The sequence below is a fragment of the Listeria goaensis genome, assembly GCF_900186125.1.
Classification (GTDB): Bacteria; Bacillota; Bacilli; order Lactobacillales; family Listeriaceae; genus Listeria; species Listeria goaensis.
In genome coordinates, this window is the sequence record NZ_FYBQ01000001.1 from 239,946 (window position 1) to 257,560 (window position 17,615).

General features: G+C 43.3%; 14 protein-coding genes and 1 other annotated feature. Of the genes, 13 read left to right on the forward strand and 1 reads right to left on the reverse strand.

What is annotated here, in order from left to right; genetic code table 11:
• Positions 1-58 precede the first annotated feature (58 nt).
• The 3 genes from CFT42_RS01215 to CFT42_RS01225 all read left to right on the forward strand — a co-directional run bounded on the left by CFT42_RS01215 (position 59) and on the right by CFT42_RS01225 (position 3,202).
• Positions 59-1,087 carry a glucosaminidase domain-containing protein gene (locus CFT42_RS01215; RefSeq protein WP_088808783.1) on the forward strand — a complete coding sequence of 343 codons (1,029 nt, stop codon included), beginning with the start codon at positions 59-61 and terminating at the stop codon, positions 1,085-1,087.
• Between the two features lie 129 nt (positions 1,088-1,216).
• Positions 1,217-2,299, forward strand: coding sequence for a M42 family metallopeptidase (locus CFT42_RS01220; RefSeq protein WP_088808784.1), 1,083 nt, complete (start codon positions 1,217-1,219; stop codon positions 2,297-2,299).
• Positions 2,300-2,446: 147 nt separating this feature from the next.
• Positions 2,447-3,202: a TrmH family RNA methyltransferase gene (locus tag CFT42_RS01225; protein ID WP_088808785.1), complete on the forward strand. Its 756-nt coding sequence runs from the start codon at positions 2,447-2,449 to the stop codon at positions 3,200-3,202.
• Positions 3,203-3,228: 26 nt separating this feature from the next.
• Here CFT42_RS01225 and CFT42_RS01230 read toward each other — a convergent pair whose 3' ends face one another.
• Positions 3,229-3,585: a DUF6054 family protein gene (locus tag CFT42_RS01230; RefSeq protein WP_088815199.1), complete on the reverse strand. Its 357-nt coding sequence runs from the start codon at positions 3,583-3,585 to the stop codon at positions 3,229-3,231.
• A 153-nt stretch (positions 3,586-3,738) separates the two neighbouring features.
• Between CFT42_RS01230 and CFT42_RS01235 the strand changes: the two genes are divergently transcribed.
• From CFT42_RS01235 to CFT42_RS01280, 10 genes are all read left to right on the forward strand, one after another.
• Positions 3,739-4,071 carry a winged helix-turn-helix transcriptional regulator gene (locus CFT42_RS01235; RefSeq protein WP_088808787.1) on the forward strand — a complete coding sequence of 111 codons (333 nt, stop codon included), beginning with the start codon at positions 3,739-3,741 and terminating at the stop codon, positions 4,069-4,071.
• 248 nt (positions 4,072-4,319) lie between these two features.
• On the forward strand, positions 4,320-4,700 hold the full coding sequence (locus CFT42_RS01240; protein ID WP_088808788.1) for a DUF4430 domain-containing protein: 381 nt from the start codon (positions 4,320-4,322) through the stop codon (positions 4,698-4,700).
• The gene (locus tag CFT42_RS01245; RefSeq protein WP_088808789.1) at positions 4,687-5,229 is read left to right on the forward strand and encodes an ECF transporter S component; all 543 of its coding nucleotides are present in this window, start codon (positions 4,687-4,689) and stop codon (positions 5,227-5,229) included. The genes CFT42_RS01240 and CFT42_RS01245 overlap by 14 nt, the downstream gene beginning before the upstream one ends.
• A 43-nt stretch (positions 5,230-5,272) precedes the next feature.
• Positions 5,273-5,500 (forward strand) — a binding site (T-box leader).
• A gap of 50 nt (positions 5,501-5,550) precedes the next feature.
• Positions 5,551-6,600, forward strand: a complete 1,050-nt coding sequence (gene pheS / locus CFT42_RS01250) for a phenylalanine--tRNA ligase subunit alpha (RefSeq protein WP_088815200.1) — start codon at positions 5,551-5,553, stop codon at positions 6,598-6,600.
• 2 nt (positions 6,601-6,602) lie between these two features.
• Positions 6,603-9,011, forward strand: a complete 2,409-nt coding sequence (pheT, locus tag CFT42_RS01255; protein ID WP_088815201.1) for a phenylalanine--tRNA ligase subunit beta — start codon at positions 6,603-6,605, stop codon at positions 9,009-9,011.
• 103 nt (positions 9,012-9,114) lie between these two features.
• Entirely contained in the window at positions 9,115-9,816 is a 702-nt protein-coding gene (locus CFT42_RS01260) for an ABC transporter ATP-binding protein (protein ID WP_088808792.1), read from the forward strand.
• A 12-nt stretch (positions 9,817-9,828) separates the two neighbouring features.
• A complete protein-coding gene (locus CFT42_RS01265) occupies positions 9,829-13,023 on the forward strand; it encodes an FtsX-like permease family protein (protein ID WP_088815202.1) in 3,195 nt (1,064 codons plus the stop codon).
• 95 nt (positions 13,024-13,118) lie between these two features.
• Positions 13,119-13,589: a MarR family winged helix-turn-helix transcriptional regulator gene (locus tag CFT42_RS01270; RefSeq protein WP_088808794.1), complete on the forward strand. Its 471-nt coding sequence runs from the start codon at positions 13,119-13,121 to the stop codon at positions 13,587-13,589.
• A complete protein-coding gene (locus tag CFT42_RS01275) occupies positions 13,589-16,777 on the forward strand; it encodes an MMPL family transporter (protein WP_088815306.1) in 3,189 nt (1,062 codons plus the stop codon). The genes CFT42_RS01270 and CFT42_RS01275 overlap by 1 nt, the downstream gene beginning before the upstream one ends.
• Before the next feature lie 129 nt (positions 16,778-16,906).
• Positions 16,907-17,581, forward strand: a complete 675-nt coding sequence (locus tag CFT42_RS01280; protein WP_088815203.1) for a uracil-DNA glycosylase — start codon at positions 16,907-16,909, stop codon at positions 17,579-17,581.
• Positions 17,582-17,615 lie beyond the last annotated feature (34 nt).

Genomic DNA, 17,615 nt, shown 5'->3' on the forward strand with positions numbered 1-17,615 from the left:
GCTAAGAAAGAACACACGTTTTGATAATTCAAAAAGACAAGGATGTGCAAAATTCATTATGCTACATATTGCAAAGAAGCACTTGCTTAAAGTGGGTTTAATCAGTTTATCAATTACTGTAATGGCTCTTCCTATGCAAGTAAAGGCTAATTCTAGCCTCGCTACTTCCTCGCAACAAGCGTTTATTAATGAGATTGCGCCGCATGCAGAGATCGTACAGAAGGAAAACGGGATTCTGGCAAGTATTACAATTTCTCAAGCTATTCTCGAATCAAATTGGGGGAAAAGCGAGCTTGCGCAAAAAGGGAAGAATTTATTCGGAATTAAAGGTTCCTACAATGGGAACTCCATTGTGATGGGGACAAGGGAACATAATGGTTCTTCTTATGTTGGAACAAGTGCAGGATTTAAAGCCTATCCAACATGGTTTGAATCATTAAATGACCACGCGACCTTATTTGTGAATGGTCCAAGCTGGAATAAAGATTTATACAGCAGTTTAATTAATCAAACGGATTATCGTCTTGCGGCTAAGGCGTTAGATCACACGGGTTATTCGACTGATCCAAACTATTCCAAAAAATTAATTGAGGTCATTGAAAAATTTAATTTAGATAAGTATGATGTGGCGAATGCCGCTTATGCAGAAAAAACATCTGATAAGATTTTTCATGCAGTAGGACAAGTTAAAGCTGGTAAAACAGTGGATATTTGGACCAATCCAGCAGGGACAAAAGATGCGGTATTAATTGCCAAACTTTCAAATGGTGTGAGCCCTAAAATTGAGATTAAACGCGAAGCTAAAATCGCGAACAATCAAATTTGGTATCAAGTAGAGCTTTCTGACTTTGTAAGTGGCTGGATTGAAAGTGATAAAGTCGAAGTATTATACAGTTCAGAAAGTCATTCGCCATTGCGATATAAAACGGTATTTTTATTTGATCATTCATCAAGTGAAACTGCACTCGCGTCAAATCAAATGTTAAATCCGTCAGAAATCGCCATGACATCTGAAAAAGAACGGCATTATCATGTTATTAGTATGATACCGCTATTAAGAAAAGAAACATTTGCAAACGCGCTATAAAAATTAAAAGCTGAAAATTAGGAAAACTACTTCACTCCTAATTTTCGGCTTTTGTGCTTTTCTCTGCGCCTTTTCCTTATTTTTCTGCTATAATACGGAATGGAAAGTATTGATGGAGGAGGGGTTTTTTTGGACGAGCAATTAAAGATGTTAAAAGACTTAACGGATGCAAAAGGCATTCCGGGAAATGAGCGTGAGGTTCGACGTGTGTTCGAACAATATATCTCACCTGTTGCTGATGAAATCACGCATGATGGATTAGGAAGTAGTATTGCGATTCAGAAAGGTTCAGAAGATGGACCAAAAATTATGATTACAGGACATCTGGATGAAGTCGGGTTTATGGTGACGCAAATTGATGCAAACGGCTTTATCAAGTTTCAACCAACAGGTGGCTGGGTGCCACACGTGATGCTTTCGCAAAAAGTAACCATTGTAACACGTGAGGGGGAAGAAATTGTCGGTGTCATTGGTTCAAAACCGCCTCATCTAATGACGGCTGCTGAACGTCAAAAATCATTTGATATTAAAGAGATGTTTATTGATGTTGGTGCGAAAGATAAAGCAGAGGCAGAAAGCTTTGGGATTACACCAGGCGACATGATTGTACCTGCTTTTGATTTTACAGTAATGAAAAATGAAAAATATCTTTTAGCTAAAGCTTGGGATAATCGGATTGGCTTAGCGATTGCGATTGAAGTTTTAAAAAATTTAAGAAAAGAGCAGCATGCGAATACAGTTTATGGTGTTGGTTCGGTTCAGGAGGAAGTTGGAACAAGAGGCGCGAAAACGTCTGCACATTTGATTCAACCGGATATTGGTTTTGCCGTTGATGTTGGCATTGCTGGTGATACACCGGGTATTAAACCGACTGAAGCACAAAGTAAAATGGGTGACGGACCACAAATTATCATCTATGATGCAACGCTTGTCAGCCATGCTGGTTTACGGAACTTTGTGACAGATGTTGCTGATGAACTCGGTATACCGTACCAATTTGAGGCTATTCCAGGTGGTGGTACTGATGCGGGGCCGATGCATTTAACAGGAAATGGTGTTCCTTCCTTGCCGATTACCATTGCAACGCGATATATTCATTCGCATTCTTCTATATTACATCGTGATGATTTTGATGCGGCAGTTAAACTTATTACAGAAGTTGTCAAACGGCTTGATGCAGACAAAGTAAAAGAAATAACGTATCAAAACTAAGTGATACAAAATGGACAAAAGGAAGGTAGCATGGCGTTTGGCTGAATATGGTCGTGAGTCTTTTGGACTATTAGCTTAAAAGAGTGCATACTTTGTTTATTTAGTAAAACCACTTTTATGTTACGAGAATGTTACGAGGAGCGTTATATGGATACAATACGGTCGACGAAAAACGAACGCGTTAAAAATTGGAAGAAATTGTTTACGACTAAGGGGCGACAAAAGTCGGGTACGTACATGGTGGAAGGATTTCATTTGGTAGAGGAAGCGCTACGGCAAGATGGGCTTGTACGGGAGTTGATCCTATCGGAGGAAGTTTATTCGCCACTTGAATTGCCAGAGGACATTGAAACGTTTTATGTGTCAAAAGAGGTGAGTCATTTTCTTAGTGAAACTAAAACGGAGCAAGGAATCTTTGCTGTCATTAACATGACGGAGGCGGACATTCTCCTTTTATACGGGAAAAAGCTTTTATTAGTGGACCGTGTGCAGGATCCAGGAAATGTGGGGACGCTTATTCGGACGGCGGATGCTGCGGGGTATGATGCGGTTGTGCTTGGAAGAGGAAGTGCGGATTTATATAATCCAAAAGTGATTCGTAGTGCGCAAGGGAGCCATTTTCATATTCCGGTTATTCAAGCGCCTTTACTCGAATGGATTGGTCGCTTGGAAGAGGAAGGGGTCCCAGTTTTTGGCGCTTTCCTCGATGAACAGGCAAAAGTTTACGACACCATTCCACGTCAAGAAACACTAGCTCTTATTGTTGGAAATGAGGGTAGCGGTATTTCAAATGATGTCGCGGAACGTATTCATGAGAAAGTATACATTCCGATTTTCGGACAAAGTGAGTCCTTAAACGTGGCCATTGCGGCGGGGATTTTAATGTATCATTTCCGGAAATAATGCCAAATAGACGTGCCCAATTAAATTTAGTTGGGCACGTCTATTTTTGTTTCGCTAATGAGAACTGGGGAGAGTGCATTTTTGACGCTCTTGATGTAGTTGTTTGCTGCGCCCCAATCGAAATTGAAGATTAAATTGTCCGAACTTCCAGTTGAAATGGCTGTCACTTCTGAATCGCCATGGAAATTATGAATCGTAATAAAAAGGGCAGCACGATTACTTGCCCGAAAAAAGTATCTTTCATAAGCTAGAGTGGCAAGTTTTTTTCCGTCACCAAATGTGCGGATTTCATCAAAAATGGGAGTGCTTGTGGATTGCGAAAGTTTAATCATATCCATAGTTTCTTCGACAGAGCTTTTAACAACATAGCGATGACTTGGCATATGCGTTCATCCTTTCACCTTGATTACTTTTATTGTATGCCCAAAAATCATTTTTTTCAATGTTGAAGTAAAACTTACTAAAAATAAGTAAATTGATATTAATTAGTTACTTTCTGAACGGTTTTGTGTTACAATATGTGAGAGGTGAGAGTTATGAATGAAGCACATAAAGTTTGTCCGAAATTTGAGTCTGCGTTCCAACTTCTTGGTAAACGCTGGACAGGACTAATCATCAATGTCTTGCTTACTGGTCCGAAGCGCTTTAAACAAGTAGCAGGTGAGATTCCACAAATGAGCGATCGTGTTCTTGCAGAACGCTTAAAAGAACTGGAAGAAATGGAAATCGTGACGCGTCACGTTTATCCTGAAACCCCTGTTCGGATTGAATATGATTTAACAGATAAAGGTCGAGATCTTAAAGAAGTCATGGAACAAGTCCAGTGCTGGGCAGATAAGTGGATTGCACTTGAGAAAGTGGAAAGCTAATGCGATAATGAAAGACGTAACGATGGTTATGTCTCAGAGTGATGACAAACGGCCATCTTCGTCGTTAAAACCTCCGTCCCGCTCCTCACGTACTCAAGTACGCTCCGGTGCGGTACTCGGTTTTGCCTAGAATCTCGCCATTTGTCATCGCTCTGATTTTGTGTGGTGCGTTTTGTTTTGTGTTTTCTACAAGCCTAAGACGTAACGATGGTTATGTCTTTTATTTTGGTTAAAAAAGGAGAAAGAAAATGAGAAGAGGGATTTTCTTTGCGTTGTCGGCAATTTTGGTTCTGATACTCGTCGCCTGTTCGGACGGCGAAACAACAACGAAAAGTGCGGATACAATTTCGGTTTCGCTACATGTGACTCGAAATAATGGACAGGGCGAAGTGGGCGCAAAAAAGGTGAAGGTGGCATCTGGCAGTACCGTGTATGAGGCTATGAACAAGAACTTTAAACTAAAAGATACAGATGGTTTTATTACGAGTATCGAGGGCATTTCACAAGACGAGTCGAAAGGGCTTTACTGGATGTACGAGGTGAACGGGGAGATGGCGGCTAAAGGTGCCAAGGAACTGAAACTTAAAAATGGTGACGAAGTGAGTTTTGATTTGCATGAAGCTAAATAATGAGTTTGAGAAATTGCGGCTTACAAATGTTAAAGTGATTACGCTAATGGCGATTTTAGTGGCGCTTACGGTTTCGGGGCGGCTTTTATTTGCTTTTATTCCTAATGTTCAACCGGTGACGACGCTTGTCATTTTGGTGACGCTTTTAACTGGCTTTCGCTACGGTGCGATTTTTGCGACGCTTGTTATGCTTAGCTCTAACTTGATTTTAGGTATGGGCATATGGACGATTGGGCAAATTGCTGGTTATCTTTGCATCGCGGCTTTGACGGCTTTTGTTATTCGTCCGCGGTTTGACAAAATGCCGTTTTGGTTGATGATTTTATACGCTTCGTTTACAGGTTTTTTGTACGGTTTTATTCAGGCGTTATTCATTGCACCGCTTTATGGTTTTCATTATTTTCTCGTTTATTATGTTGCGGGCTTGTCGTTTGATTTCCTTCATGCGCTTGGGAATGCGGCGTTTTACGCGGTTCTTGCGCCAGTCCTTTTGCCGCTACTTGATAAGTGGCTTATAAAATATACTTGAATTCATGCTAAGTTCCCTCTATAATAGAAAGTAATTAAATAAGACAAAGACAATGACGGAGACAAGTAGCTTTGTTTTACTGGACAGGGAGAAATGGTCAAAGACTGAAAGCCATTTCGCATGTAAGCATAGTGAAAATTTCAGCTCCACGAGTCGCTGCCGGGATTAAATTTGAAAGGCAGATCGGTGTTTAAGCCGTTATTCAAATGAAGGTGGAAATGTTTTGGCATTTCTATTAGGGTGGTACCGCGAGCAAAATCTCGTCCCTTTGTGGATAGAGGTTTTTTATTTTTGTCTAAAAACGAAAAGGAGTGTTTTTAAATGCTGGAACAACTGCAAGCTTTGGAAAAAGAAGCCGTTTTGGCTGTAAGTGCGGCGGCTGATTTGAAAGAATTAAATGAGCTGCGCGTCAAATATCTCGGTAAAAAAGGACCGATGACTGAAATCATGAAACAAATGGGAAAGCTGTCAAATGAAGAGCGCCCGCTTGTTGGGGCGAAAGCCAATGAAGTGCGCACAGCAATTAGCGAGAAAATTCAAGTGAAACAAACACTTCTAGAAGAGGCGGCGCAAGCTGTGCAACTTGAAAATGAAACGATTGATGTGACGCTTCCAGGTACAAAAGTGTCGCTTGGCAAAGCGCATTTGCTTTCGCAAGTTATTCGCGAGCTGGAAGATATGTTTATTGGCATGGGCTATAAAATTGCCGAAGGGCCAGAAGTTGAACTCGATTATTACAATTTCGAAGCGCTGAATCTTCCGAAAGGGCACCCGGCGCGTGATATGCAAGATAGTTTTTACATTACGGAGAATACGCTTTTGCGGACACAAACGTCGCCCGTTCAAGCGCGGACGATGGAAAAACATGATTTTAAAAATGGACCCATCAAAATTATTTGCCCAGGAAAAGTTTACCGTCGCGATAACGACGACGCCACGCATTCGCACCAGTTTACTCAAATCGAAGGGCTTGTTGTAGGGGAAAAAATTACGTTTTCGGACTTAAAAGGAACGCTGACGATTTTGGCTAAACGAATGTTTGGTGAGGAACGCGAAATTCGTTTGCGCCCAAGCTTCTTCCCGTTCACAGAACCGTCTGTTGAGATGGATATTTCCTGTTTTGCGTGCGGTGGTGAGGGTTGTCGTGTTTGTAAGGGCACGGGTTGGATTGAAATTTTAGGCGCTGGTATGGTACACCCGCGCGTCTTGGAAATGTCTGGCATTGATTCGACACGCTACAGCGGTTTTGCATTTGGGCTTGGTCCTGAACGTGTGGCGATGTTGAAATACGCGGTGGACGATATTCGCCATCTTTATACGAACGATTTACGGTTTACGAATCAATTTGTTGCGAAGGAAATGGGGGAATAAAAATGCTAGTTTCTTATAATTGGGTGAAGGAATTTTTCCCGAATTTAACTTTAAATGCGGCTGATTTGGCGGAGGCGATTACACGTACCGGCATTGAAATTGAAGGCGTTGACTATTTAGATGCGGATCTAAAAAATATTGTTGTTGGGGAAGTTAAAACGTGTGAGAAGCATCCGAGTGCGGATAAGCTAAATAAAACGACTGTTTTAGTGGACGGCGGCGAAACGGTGCAAATCATTTGCGGGGCGCCGAATGTGGCAGCTGGTCAGAAAGTTGTTGTGGCACGTGTTGGGGCGCGCTTACCAGGCGGGCTGAAAATTAAACGCGCGAAGCTTCGCGGTGAAGTTTCGGAAGGTATGATTTGTTCGCTGCAAGAATTGGGCTTTGAGAATAGTGTTGTCCCTAAAGCTTATCAAGACGGCATTTTTGTTTTGCCTGATGATGTGGTTGTTGGGGCTAACGCGGTGGAACTTCTCGGCTTAAATGACGCGATTCTTGATATGGCGATTACGCCAAATCGGGCCGACGCTTTAAGCATGACAGGGGTAGCGCATGAAATCGGTGCGATTGTGCACGAGAAACCGGCGCTTCCGGAACAACCTGATGTGTCTGAAACGGGTTCGATTGAAGGACGCATTTCAGTTGCGATTCAAGATGCGCAAACGACGCCTTATTATGCAGTGCGAATGGTGGAAGATATCGAAATTAAAGATTCGCCACTTTGGCTTCAAGTAATGCTTATGAAAGCCGGGATTCGCCCACATAGCAACGTTGTCGATGTCACAAACTATATTAATTTGCTTTACGGGCAACCGTTACATGCTTTTGATTATGAGAAAATCGGGAGTAGTGAAATTGTCGTGCGTCTAGCGACTCCGGGCGAGGAAATCACGACGCTTGATGGGCAAAAAAGAACTCTAAATGATGGGCATACGGTCATTACGAATGGAAAAGAGCCAATTGCAATTGCCGGCATTATGGGCGGTGAGAGTTCAGAAGTGTCCAGTGTGACAAAGACCGTTTTACTAGAAGGTGCGATTTTTGCAAGTGAGTATATTGGTCAAGCGTCACGCGAACTAGGCATTCGTACGGAAGCGAGTATTCGTTACGACAAGGGGAGCGACGCGTTCAAGGTGGAACAGGCTCTTGCGCATGGCGCCGCATTAATTGCGCTTCTTAGCGGTGGGAAGATGCTTGCTGGTTCTGTCGAGGAAGACAACCGGGATGCGTACAAAAATGTTGTGACAACCACACTGACACGTGTGAATCGCTTGCTAGGTACGGCCATTTCAAGCGAGGAAGTCGAAGTTATTTTTGATCGTCTAGGATTTGAAGCGACGATTTTAGCTGATCAAATTGAAGTGCGCGTGCCGTCACGCCGCTGGGATATTACCATTGAGGCGGATATTTTGGAAGAAATCGCACGAATTTACGGCTATGATAAAATTCCTGTGACGCTACCAGAAACGGCGACGGCAGGTGGCTTAACGCCAGCTCAAACGCTGAAGCGCGAACTGCATGACGCACTCCAGGGGGCCGGCTTAAATCAAGCGCTCACCTATTCTTTAACTTCAGAGAAAGAGGCTACAAGGCTCGCTTTATCTAAAGAAAGGGTTGTGAGTCTTGCGATGCCGATGAGTGAGGAGCGGAGTAAGCTTAGAACGAGCATTATTCCAGGGCTTCTGCACGCGGCTAGCTATAATGTAGCCCGCAAAAATACAGATGTGGCATTTTATGAAGTGGGAAGTGTGTTTTATGGCACGGAAGGCGACGCGCTACCGGTCGAGGAAGAGCACCTCGCTGGCCTTATGACGGGGAACCGTGTGCTTCCTGACTGGCAAAAAGAAACAAAAACAGTCGATTTCTTTGTGCTAAAAGGCATACTGGAAATGTTGCACGAGCGTTTAGGTCTACAAGCGCCATTTCGTTTTGAGAAGTTGGTCAAAGAAGATATGCACCCAGGGCGCACAGCGCAAGTATTTTTAGGCGATGCGTCCATCGGCTTTATCGGCCAAGTTCATCCGGCGCTTCAAAAAGAATATGATCTAAAAGAAACATACGTATTTGAGTTAAACCTACAAGCAATTGTTGCCGCGGAGAAGAAGACGGTTGTTTACCAAACGATTCCGCGCTACCCTGAAATGACGCGCGATGTGGCGCTACTTGTTTCAAAAGACACGACACAAAGTGCCATTTTAGATGTGATTCAGGAAAATGGTGGTAAATTGCTTCACGCCGTGCAATTATTCGATATTTTCGAAGGCGAAAGTATTGGCGAAGGCAAAAAATCAATGGCGTATACGCTAACTTATTTGGATCCAGAACGAACACTTGTCGAGGAGGAAGTTACGGCAGTCAATCAAAAAGTGATGGCGGCTCTGACAGAAAAACTAGGCGCGGTTATTCGTTAAACATGAAAAGTTGCAGGAAGTTTTCCTGCAACTTTTTTGTATGAAATTTCACATTGTTCGGCTATAATAGAACAAGGAACTTCAAAAGAAATGAGGATAGAATATGGCATTTGTGGAGCTAAAAGATGTGTATAAGCGTTATGAAATGGGGGAAACGACGGTTGTCGCGAACGATGGCATTAATTTTCAAATTCAAAAAGGTGAATTTGTCATTATTGTTGGGCCATCAGGCGCGGGGAAATCGACGGTTTTAAATATACTAGGCGGTATGGATTCGGCAGACGAGGGGGCCATCATTGTGGACGGGACGGACATTGGCGCATACTCGGCGAAGAAATTGACGGGTTACCGAAGAACGGACGTCGGTTTTGTTTTCCAGTTTTACAATTTGGTGCCAAACTTAACGGCAAAGGAAAATGTGGAGCTTGCGGCGCAAATTGTACCCGATGCTTTAGACGCAGAAAAGGTTTTAAATGATGTTGGCTTGGCGCATCGTTTGGACAATTTTCCAGCACAGCTTTCTGGTGGTGAGCAGCAGCGTGTGGCGATTGCGCGTGCGCTTGCGAAGGCGCCAAAACTACTTTTATGCGATGAGCCGACGGGGGCGCTCGATTATGAAACAGGAAAATCGGTGTTAAAACTTTTACAAGATACGTGTCGTGAAACGAAAACGACGGTCATTGTCATTACGCATAACTCTGCGATAACGCCAATTGCTGACCGCGTTATTGAAATTAATAATGCGAAGGTGCGGGATATTCGAGAAAACAAAAATCCAGTATCGATTGACAGCATAGAGTGGTAGAGGAGGATTTTTGTGAATAAAAAAGCTTTATGGAAAGATATTTGGCGCGAAGTTTGGCAGACGAAAAGTCGCTTCTTCTCGATTTTAGCTTTAATTATGCTCGGCGTTGCTTTTTTCGCAGGTTTAAAAGCGACGGGTCCCAATATGTTATTAACGGCGAATCAATATTATACGGATTACGGTTTGACTGATAACGTCGTGCAATCGACTTATGGATTAGACGAAACGGACGAAGCGGCACTAAAAAAAACGCCGGGCGTGAAACGCGTTGAAATGCAATATACGGCTGACTTGCTCTTAAAGCAAAATAAAGCGGTCATGCGCTTATATTCTTACACGGAAACGCAAAAAGTAAACCAATATCAAGTTGAATCTGGTCACCTCCCCGAAGAGTCAGGAGAAGTCGCACTTGACGCCACGGAGGCGATGAAAAAAGACTTTAAAATCGGAGACAAGGTCACTTTTGTTAAAAATAATGGCGCCAAGCCGAGCGATACGCTGAAGCGTGATACATACACTGTGGTCGGTTTTGTGAACAGTCCGATGTTCATTGAAACGAACGGTCGCGGGACGAGTTCCATTGGAAAAGGAAAAACAGATGCGATTGCTGTTGTGCCAAAGCAAGATTTCGATATGTCGGTCTATACGCAAGCCAATTTGACATTTACGAATACGGCAGGCGAAGCGGCTTTTTCAGATGCTTACAATGAGGCGGCGGACGCAAATGAAAAGCAAATTGAAAAAGTCCTCGACAAGCAAGCGGATAAAAGGTTCGCCAAAATTCAAAATGACGCAAAAGCTAAAATTGCTGACGGCGAACAGAAATGGCAAGATGGCCGTGCTGAACTGGCGGAAAACCAAGCCAAATTAGATGCGGCGAAGCAGGAACTGGATAGTGGCTTTGCGAAATATAAGACTTCGAAGGCAGAATTTGATGCGCAGATGCAAACGAGCGAGGCCGAACTCGCGACAGGGCGCGAAAAATTGCGTGTCGCACAGCAAAACATGACGGACGCGAAGGCAAAAATTGCAACGGGTGAGCAGGAAATCAAACAGGCGAAAGAGCAATTGGCAGCCGGAAGAGCCGATTTAGACGCGGCACAAGCCGAACTTGATGCGAAACGTGCGGCGCTTGTTCAAATGGAAGGGGCGGCAAATGAAGCGGCGAAGGCACAGCTTGAAGCGGCAAATCAAAAACTGGCGGCGGAGCGTGCAAAATTAGATGCGGCAGAAAAAACGCTTGCGACGAAGCAGGCTGAACTAGATGCGGCGAAAGCAAAACTGGTGGCTGGTGAAAAGGAATATGCAGCAGGTGTCGCTGAATTAAACGCGGGCGAGGAAAAACTTCGTTCTGGCCGTTCAAAGGGTGAACGTGAACTAAATGCGGCGCTTGCCAAATTGAATGCTGGTCAAGCTGCATATGAGGCAAACTTGGCGACGTTTAATACGGAAAAGAAAAAAGCGGAAGCTGAACTGGCTGATGCGGAACAAGACTTGCAAATTGCGAAGGAAAAACTGGCGGATATGGAAAAACCGAAATATTACGTGCTAGACCGTTCGAGTTACCCGGGATACAATGAGTATAACGAAAATACGGAGCGCCTCACGTCACTTTCGACGGCCTTTCCAGCTTTCTTCTTCTTAATTGCAGCACTTGTTTGTTTGACGACCATGACGCGCATGGTGGAAGAACAGCGAACGTTTATCGGTACTTACAAAGCGCTCGGCTACAACAACACGGATATTATGAAGAAGTTTTTAGTTTACGGATCGCTTGCTAGTTTGGTGGGAACTGTTCTTGGGCTCCTCGTTGGTTTTCAACTGTTCCCAAATGTCATTTTCAATGCATACGGGACGATGTATAAAATGCCACCAATTGAAATCGCCTTTTATCCAAGCTACAGCATTATTGGGCTTATTGTGGCGCTCGTCTGTACGACTGTAACGGCGTTTGTAGCTTGCTACGCAGAACTAAAAGCAAGTGCGGCAACACTAATGCGACCGAAAGCACCTAAAAAAGGGAAGCGCATTTTACTTGAGCGAGTCACACCGATATGGAAGCGAATGCGTTTTTCTGACAAAGTAACCGCACGCAATATTTTCCGCTATAAACAGCGTATGCTAATGACGGTTATTGGGGTTGCGGGGTGTACAGCGCTGATTCTAACTGGTTTTGGTTTGCGCGATTCGATTAGCGATATTGCAACGCTCCAATATGGTAATATTATGAAATATGATGCACTTGTTTCGCGCGATACTACTGCAACGAAAACGCAAAATACAGAATATGAGAAATTGATGCAAGATATTAATATTACCGCACGCAAATCGGCTTCGCTAAATGCAATGGACGCGATTCAAAAAGGGAAAAATCAAAGCGTTAACGTGACCGCATTTGAGTCGACAGCTGACTTAAACGACTTTATTGTATTACGTGACCGGAAAACTCACGCCGCTGTGCCACTTTCAAATAATGGCGTCGTCATCACCGAGAAACTCGCCGATTTATTTGATTTACAAGCAGGTGATGCGCTAACCGTGCGGGATGCGAATAACGAAGAGCACCAGCTAAAAGTGACGGGAATTGCCGAAAACTACGCCGGGCACTACGCTTATATGACGAAATCCTACTACACGAAAATCTTTCATGAGGCACCAAAATATAACACTGATTTACTAAATCTCAAAGATACCTCACAAAAAACCGAGAATCGTTTTGCAGAAAAACTCATTGATGACGGGGCTGCTCTTCAAGTCACCTATTCAAACACGATTAGTTCGCTGTTGACAGATACACTGGATAGCTTAAATGTCGTGATGATTGTATTAATTGTTTCGGCGGCTATTTTAGCCTTTATTGTGCTTTACAATTTGACGAATATAAATGTTTCCGAACGAATCCGTGAATTATCAACGATTAAAGTGCTAGGCTTCTATCCAAAAGAAGTGACGCTGTACGTGTACCGTGAGAATATTATTTTAAGTATGATGGGAATTTTAGGCGGATTTGTGTTAGGATTTTTCCTGCACCAGTATGTGATTACAACGGCGGAAATTGATAACATGATGTTTAGTCCAATGATTAGATGGCCAAGCTATTTATACTCAGCCATCTTGACCCTTGTTTTTTCCACGATTGTGATGCTCGTCATGCATGTTAAACTTAAACGGATTGATATGATTGAAGCGCTGAAATCAGTGGAATAAAGAGTAGCTACGTCTAAAAAGACGTGGCTATTCTTTTTGTTTTACTTTTTCAAGTGAGTAGCGTATATTAAATTTAGTTCAGGGGGTGAATCATTATGAATGAGAAGCAAATTAATCGTTTTGTAAACAGCTACATGCGCACATATATTTTTGCTTTTAAAGAAGTGAATCAAGCCATTGAAAATGTTCAATTTGAGCAGAAAAAGATTTCGGTCGAACAGTTTTTTTTGTTACGCGAGCTAACGCAAAATGGGAGCATGAGTGCAACAGAGCTCTCGAATTCATTGAACGTAAACAAAAGTGCGATTTCTGCTAAAATTCACAATTTGGAAGAAAAAGGCTTACTAGTGCGTACTGAAAATCCTACCGATAGACGTGCAATTATGCTTCATATTTCAGAAAGTGGGAATAGTATTTTTAAACTGTGCGAAATGGAAATGAAAAATCTTGTTCATAAATGGTTGCAACAACTTGGCGATGAAGATGCGGATTTGTTTATGAATTTATATGATAAAGTCATGGATTCGGTTGTGGAGACGCACGCAAGAGGAGGAAATAAAGTATGATGAATTGGGTCATGAAACTAAGGTGGGGAATCTTGGTAGCATGGATTGCAGCAGCGGCAGTCCTGATGTTAGTCGCACCAAGCATGCCTGATCTTGTTCGCGAAAAAGGGGAATTAAAGTTGCCGGACGGCTATCCATCAACTATGGCAACAGACCTCCAGAAAAAACATAATCCAGATAGTAAAGGTGAAGCTTACATCGCGGTTTATACGTCTGACACAAAACTTACGAACAAAGACTTTGACAATATTGAAAAATCACTGGATTCGATTAAAAAGGATAAAGAACAACTACACGTCACGGAAGTACTCGATAGCTTTGACACGCCTGAATTGAAGGATCAGTTTTTATCGAAGGATGGCAAGACGCTTGTCGCGAGTTTGACGGTCGACGCAGGCGACACACCGGTAAAAGAAATTCGTGCTGATTTAGACAAAAAAATGAATGTTCAAGGTGTTGACACGTATTTAACGGGTAACGCGCTCATTCAAGAGGACGTTGTGCAAGGCTCAGAGGACGGTTTACATAAAACAGAAGGCATTACGGTAGCGTTCATTCTCGTTGTGCTATTTCTTGTGTTCCGTTCGGTCATCGCACCGTTTATCCCACTTGTCACGGTTGGGATTAGTTATTTAGCGGCGCAAAGTATTGTCGCGTTTCTTGTGCAATATTTAAACTTCCCGGTTTCCACCTACACACAAATTTTCATGGTTTGTATCATGTTTGGCATCGGGACCGACTATTGTATTTTACTGATGAGTCGGTTTAAAGAGGAGGTTGGCAGTGGGCTTTCTGTGCGCGAAGCTGTGATAGAAACTTATCGTACAGCTGGGCGAACAGTCATTTATAGTGCAATCGCAGTCCTTGTCGCATTTCTTTCGCTTTATTTTGTACAATTCGACTTATACCGCTCTGCAGTTGCAGTCGGTGTAGGCATCGTGGTGCTCATGCTTTCGATTTACACGCTAGTACCATTTTTCATGGCAACACTCGGTCGGCATCTTTTCTGGCCGCTCAGTAAAAATATTGCGCATAAAGAAAATAAATTGTGGGGCGCTGCTGGAACACTCGCTTTCCTACGTCCGTTTGTTGCGCTCCTCATCGTTGGGCTCATTACGATACCGCCAATTATTTTGCATACGGGTGAAGAAAGCTTTAACTCACTCGATGAAATTAGTGATAAATATCCATCGAAAAAAGGTTTTGAAATCGTATCAGATAGCTTCGGGGCAGGTCAAGTAGCGCCAACACAAGTTTATCTTGAAAATGACGACAACATGAAAACGAGCGAATATATCGCACTGATTGAAAACATCTCGGCAGACCTTGCAAATTTAAAAGGAGTCGACATGGTGATGAGCGCCTCACGGCCAGCTGGAAAACGGCTTGATGATTTATATGTAAAAAATCAGGCTGACGCACTAAATCAAGGTGTCGGTAAAGCGAACAGTGGCGTTGGTGAAATTAAAAACGGACTTGATGAGGCGAACTCCGAAATAAGTAAATCGGGGCCGGCATTAAATTCAGCCATTTCAGGCGTTGATGCGCTTCAGTCGGGGACAAGCGAAACAAAGTCGGGCGTTTCACAGCTTGAAGCGGCTCTAAAACAAATTCAAACAGGGATTGAAAGCGGCGCAAGTGGAGCTGGCGAACTAGAAGAGGGCGTTAAAACGGCTCGTGCAGAGCTCACCAAACTGCAAAATGGGCAAACGCAGCTTTTAGACGGCTACAAGGAAGTTCAGGCGAATTTGCAGAAAATCTCCAATCAGCTTTCTAGCATGCAAAATGCGGACGGATCTGCGATTGATACTTCTGCGCTTACCAATCAAATTAAAAAAGTAGGGGCTTCACTTCAAACGTTTGCAGCGGCGCATCCGCAGGCGGCTCAAAATCCGGAGTTTAATCAACTAGTTCAAGATGTAAAGGGACTAGAAACGGCTGGAACACAGTTTAAATCGGAAATTGGCAAGCAGATGGCGCAAATTAAAACGCAAATGGAACAATTGAATGCGGGCATTGCTGCACTATCAGATGCGATGCAGCAACTGAATGCACAGTCGGAGCAAATTTCAAGCGGGCTTAGCCAGTTTAACACTGGTTTAGCGGCGATTGAAACGGGCTTGTCCAGCCTCGAATCTGGTTTGAATCAAGCGGCAGCAGGGCAAAAACAAGTTGTGAGTCAGATGCCGCAAATCGAATCAGCGCTCACCCAAATTGAACAGGGCCAAGGAAGCTTGAAAGACGGTTTTTCCAAAATGAGTGGGCAAATTGGTCAACTTTCGACAGGACTACAAGCAAGCGTTGACGGGCTGGGACAAGTTCAAGACGGGCTCACGAGTGCGAGCGGTTTAGTCGGAGAGTGGGCGAAGGCGCCGTACTCCGAGTCTGGTGTGTTTGTGCCAGATGCGCTTCTTCAGGATGAAACGTATAATAAGGCGCTCAGCCAATATATTTCAAGCGACGGGAAGCTTGCGACGATTAATGTCGTGTTAACGAAAAACCCGTATTCCAATGCGGCGATGAATTCCATCGATGACATTAACGCGCAATTAGATGCAAGCTTAAAAGGCACAAAACTGGAAAACGCGAATGTTGGTATCGGTGGTATGACAAGTACAAACTACGATACGCGTGATATGTCCACATCGGATTATCACTTAGTCGTCATCTTAGTTCTCGTCAGTGTCTTTGTGACATTAGTCATCTTACTTCGTTCGCTTGTGATGCCACTCTACCTTGTTGGCTCTATTGTGCTAACATATTATGCGGCGCTTGGCTTTGCGGAAATTATTTTCACAAGGATTTTGGATTACAGCGGGCTAACGTGGGCGACGCCGTTCTTCGGGTTTGTTGTACTCGTTGCACTCGGAATCGATTATTCCATCTTCCTCATGAGCCGTTTTAACGAATATACAGGCATGGCAATTAAGGATCGAATGATTTTGACGATGAAAAATATGGGCGGCGTTATTTTCTCTGCGGTTCTCATTCTAGGCGGAACTTTTGCGGCGATGATGCCAGCTGGCGTGCTTTCGCTTCTTGAAATTGCGACAGTCGTCTTAATCGGCCTTATCCTATACGCCTTTGTCGTCTTACCACTATTTGTTCCAGTCATGGTCAAACTATTTGGCAGAAGCAATTGGTGGCCGTTCGTTCCAACAAAAGGTGAACGACACGAAGAACGTTAAGCAACAGCAAAAATCAAGCGAAGCCGTGTTAAAATGGCATTTTCGCTTGATTTTTGCTTTTTAATTTGGCATCAGTTCCATATTTTCGCTATAATAAAATTATGAAACAGACAGATGGAGGCACAAAACATGATTCAACTTGGAAATGATTGGGACGAACTTTTAGCAGCAGAATTTGAAAAAGACTATTACTTGAAACTTCGTGAATTTTTAAAATATGAGTATGGTTCGCGGCAAATCTATCCGGATATGTATTCGATTTTTAATGCGCTGAAATATACATCGTACGCTGATACCAAAGTCGTTATTTTAGGACAAGACCCGTATCACGGAGCAAATCAAGCGCATGGACTTTCGTTTTCCGTGCAAAAAGGAATTCAGGCTCCGCCGTCTTTGCAAAATATTTATTTAGAGTTGCAACAGGATTTAGGTTGTGCGCTTCCGAATAATGGCTATTTAAAACCGTGGACAGACCAAGGCGTATTGCTACTAAATACCGTGTTAACTGTTCAGGCAGGGCGCGCGAATTCGCATCATAATCGTGGTTGGGAAGGGCTGACAGATAAAATTATTGCGCTTTTAAACGAAAAAGAAGAGCCCGTCGTGTTTATATTGTGGGGCAAAAATGCCAAACAAAAACAAGCCGTGCTCACGAATCCCAATCACCTCACGTTAACCAGTTCCCACCCAAGCCCGTATTCCGCAAACTACGGATTCTTTGGGTCTAAACCGTTTTCCAAGACGAACATGTACCTCACCCAAAATGGTGTAACGCCAATAAACTGGCAAATTCCGAACTTATAAAAAATCCCCGAACAAAAAACTGTTCGGGGATTCG

Bases quoted from the DNA above. Each gene is read 5' to 3' on its own strand.
- CFT42_RS01215 (WP_088808783.1), top strand. From the start codon at position 59: ATGCTACATATTGCAAAGAAGCACTTGCTTAAAGTGGGTTTAATCAGT.
- CFT42_RS01280 (WP_088815203.1), top strand. From the start codon at position 16,907: ATGATTCAACTTGGAAATGATTGGGACGAACTTTTAGCAGCAGAATTT.
- CFT42_RS01225 (WP_088808785.1), top strand. From the start codon at position 2,447: ATGGATACAATACGGTCGACGAAAAACGAACGCGTTAAAAATTGGAAG.
- pheS (WP_088815200.1), top strand. From the start codon at position 5,551: ATGCTGGAACAACTGCAAGCTTTGGAAAAAGAAGCCGTTTTGGCTGTA.
- CFT42_RS01275 (WP_088815306.1), top strand. From the start codon at position 13,589: ATGAATTGGGTCATGAAACTAAGGTGGGGAATCTTGGTAGCATGGATT.
- pheT (WP_088815201.1), top strand. From the start codon at position 6,603: ATGCTAGTTTCTTATAATTGGGTGAAGGAATTTTTCCCGAATTTAACT.
- CFT42_RS01240 (WP_088808788.1), top strand. From the start codon at position 4,320: ATGAGAAGAGGGATTTTCTTTGCGTTGTCGGCAATTTTGGTTCTGATA.
- CFT42_RS01235 (WP_088808787.1), top strand. From the start codon at position 3,739: ATGAATGAAGCACATAAAGTTTGTCCGAAATTTGAGTCTGCGTTCCAA.
- CFT42_RS01245 (WP_088808789.1), top strand. From the start codon at position 4,687: ATGAAGCTAAATAATGAGTTTGAGAAATTGCGGCTTACAAATGTTAAA.
- CFT42_RS01260 (WP_088808792.1), top strand. From the start codon at position 9,115: ATGGCATTTGTGGAGCTAAAAGATGTGTATAAGCGTTATGAAATGGGG.
- CFT42_RS01230 (WP_088815199.1), bottom strand. From the start codon at position 3,585: ATGCCAAGTCATCGCTATGTTGTTAAAAGCTCTGTCGAAGAAACTATG.
- CFT42_RS01270 (WP_088808794.1), top strand. From the start codon at position 13,119: ATGAATGAGAAGCAAATTAATCGTTTTGTAAACAGCTACATGCGCACA.